This window comes from Streptomyces spongiae (assembly GCF_009377185.1).
In the GTDB taxonomy this organism is placed as follows: domain Bacteria; phylum Actinomycetota; class Actinomycetes; order Streptomycetales; family Streptomycetaceae; genus Streptomyces; species Streptomyces spongiae.
This window is the reverse complement of the sequence record NZ_VJZC01000873.1, coordinates 1-2,932: the sequence shown is the minus strand read 5'-3', so window position 1 is coordinate 2,932 and position 2,932 is coordinate 1. Positions and strand designations below refer to the sequence as shown.

1 protein-coding gene is annotated in these 2,932 nt (G+C 72.7%); it reads right to left on the bottom strand.

The window, feature by feature from the left end; translation table 11 throughout:
- Positions 1-2,932 (bottom strand): SDR family NAD(P)-dependent oxidoreductase (locus tag FNH08_RS48070; RefSeq protein WP_152778209.1); only part of this gene is annotated, 2,932 nt, incomplete at both ends.

Genomic DNA, 2,932 nt, shown 5'->3' with positions numbered 1-2,932 from the left:
TCGTGACCCAGCACCAACGCCACCTGCACCCGCACCACATCCAGCAGCACCTCCCCCCGCTCCACCTCGTCCAGACCAGTGAGCCGCTGAAGCAGACCACCCCCCGCAACCACCCGACGTCGCGACCTTGTCAGGCCACGCAGCATGGATGGCACGTCGCCGCGGTCGCGGATCGTGCGCAGATCGAGTGGGATGGGCAGGACGACGGGCTCGTCGTAGGTGATGGCAGCGTCGAAGAGCCTGAGTCCCTGCTCCTGGGTCACGGCGGGGAAGCCGGTCCGGGTGAGGCGGTCGCGTTCGGCGGGGGTGAGGTCACCGGTCATGCCGGTTCCGTCGAGGTCCCACGGCCCCCAGGCGAGTGATGTGGCGGGCAGGCCGAGCGTGCGCCGGTGGTCCGCGAGGTCGTCCAGGAAGGCGTTGGCGGCGGAGTAGTTGGCTTGTCCGGTGCCGCCGAACGTACCGGCGGCCGAGGAGATGAGAACGAAGGCACGGACGTCGGGCAGGAGTTCGTGCAGGTACCAGGCCGCGTCGGCCTTCGGGGCGAGTACGGCGTGCAGGCGTTCGGCGGTCAGGCCGCCGACCAGTCCGTCGTCGAGCACGCCGGCGGCGTGGACGACGGCCGAGATCCGCCGCCCGGCCAGGGCGTCGGCCAGCGCGTCACGGTCGGAGACGTCACACGCCACCGCGTCGACCCGGGCCGCACCCAACTCCTCAAGCTCGGCGACGAGTTCGGACGCGCCCGGCGCGTCCGCACCGCGCCGCGACAGCAGCACCAGCTCGCCCACGCCGTGCACCCGCACCAGATGCCGGGCCAGGACCGCGCCGAGGCCGCCGGTGCCGCCGGTCACCAGGACCGGTCCTGCACCGTTCCAGGGGGCGACCGAGTCGGTGGGCGCGGTGGCCCGCACCACCCGTGGGGCCTCAAGTCGGCCGTTCCGCACGGCTGTTTCAGGCTCGTCGAGAGTCAGGGCCCGGCGCAGCAGGTCGGCGTCGATCTCGTCCTCGGTCGGCCAGGACACCAGGCCGACGCGCCCGGGGTGTTCGTTCTGCACCGTGCGGAGCAGGCCGCGTACAGCGCCGAGGACCGGATCGGGCAGACCTGTGGTGGTCACTACGAGGCGTGCGTCAGGGTGCCTGTCCTGGCCGAGCCCCTGGCCGAGCCACTCCTGAACGAGCCGCAGTACGCGTGCCGTTGCGTCGTGCAGCACTGTGACGACGTCACCAGAAGTGGTGTCGCCGGAGACGGCGGCGAGGACAACGCCAGGGCATGGGTCGGTCATGGAGGCGAGGTCGGCGTACGCGGTGGCGCTCAATGCCTCGGCCAGCCCTGCGGTGTCCTCCCCCACGACGGCGAGCGGGGCGGCGTAAGGCTCCGACGCGGCGACCGGAGTCCACGCGAGCCGGTAGAGATGACCGCTCGTGCGGCCCGTCGACAGACGGTCGTCGGCCGGGCGTACGGTCAGACGGCTCACCGAAGCGACCGGGTTCCCGTCCTGGTCGGCCACGGTCACGGCGATGCCGCCCGTACCGGTACGCGCCAGCTTGGCCCGCACCGTGGACGCGGCGGTCGCGTGCAGGGACACGCCCTCCCAGGCGAACGGCAGCAGGCTGCCCGCGCCCTCGGTCTCCGCCCCGACGAACGCGGCGGCGTGGAGAACGGCGTCCAGGAGAGCCGGGTGCAGCCCGAATCCTCGGGTCGGAACATGCTCGGGCAGCTCGGCCTCGACGAACACCTCGTCGCCACGACGCCACGCGGCGCGCAGACCCTGGAAGACCGGGCCGTACGCGAAACCGTCCTCAGCCCGTGTCTCATAGAAGCCGTCGAGATCCACGGGCCGCGCCTCGGCGGGCGGCCACGCCGAGGCGTCGAGTGCCTGCGGGGAGCCCTCGTCCGCAGCCAGCGTGCCGGAGGCGTGCTGGGTCCATGGCAGGTTCTCGTCCGACGTGTCGGGGCGGGAGTGGACGCCGACGGAGCGGCGGCCGTCCTCGTCCGGAGCGCCGACGGCGATCTGGATCCGCATGCCCTCACGCGGACCGAGGGTCAGCGGCGCGCCGAGGGACAGTTCCTCGACCCGGCCGCACCCGACCTCGTCACCCGCACGCACCACCAGGTCCAGGAACGCGGTTGCCGGCAGCAGAACGCGGCCGTGCACCTCATGGTCGGCGAGCCAGGTCTGCGTACCCGCCGAGAGGCGGCCGGCGAGGACCACTCCGTCGGACTCCACCAACGGCACGACCGCGCCGAGCAGCGGATGCCCGACGGGCTCCAGGCCCAGCGCGGCGGCGTCCCGGAGGGAGGCGGTGACTGCGGGCCAGTAGTTCTGGTGTTGGAAGGGGTAGGTGGGGGCGTCGGTGAGGCGGGCGCGGGTGTTGGTGAAGAGTGCCGGCCAGTCGACGGGCACGCCGTGGGTGAAGAGGTGGGCGAGGGCGGTGAGCGCGGCTGTCTCTTCGGGCCGGTCCTTGCGCAGTACGGGCACGGCGACGGCGTCGTCGGGGGCGGCCTGCTCGATGAGGGCGGTGAGGGTGCCGTCGGGGCCGATCTCCAGGAAGCGCGTGACGCCCTGCGCGGCCAGCGTACGCACGCCGTCGGCGAACCGGACGGTCTCGCGGACGTGGCGGACCCAGTAGTCCACCGAGTCCGGAACGGCGAGGTCCCCGGAAAGGTTCGAGACGAGCGCAATACGCGGCTCGGCGAAGCGCAGACCCGAGATCGCCGCACGGAACTCATCGAGCATGGGGTCCATCAGCGGCGAGTGGAAGGCGTGGGAGACCCGCAGCCGGGTGCTGCGCCGGCCCGGCAGAGCAGCGGCGACCGCGAGAACATCCTCCTCCGTGCCCGACAGCACAAGCGAGGAGGGGCCGTTGACCGCCGCGAGGGACACACCGCCGGTGAGGTGCGGGGTGACGTCGTCCTCGTCGGCGTCCACGGCGA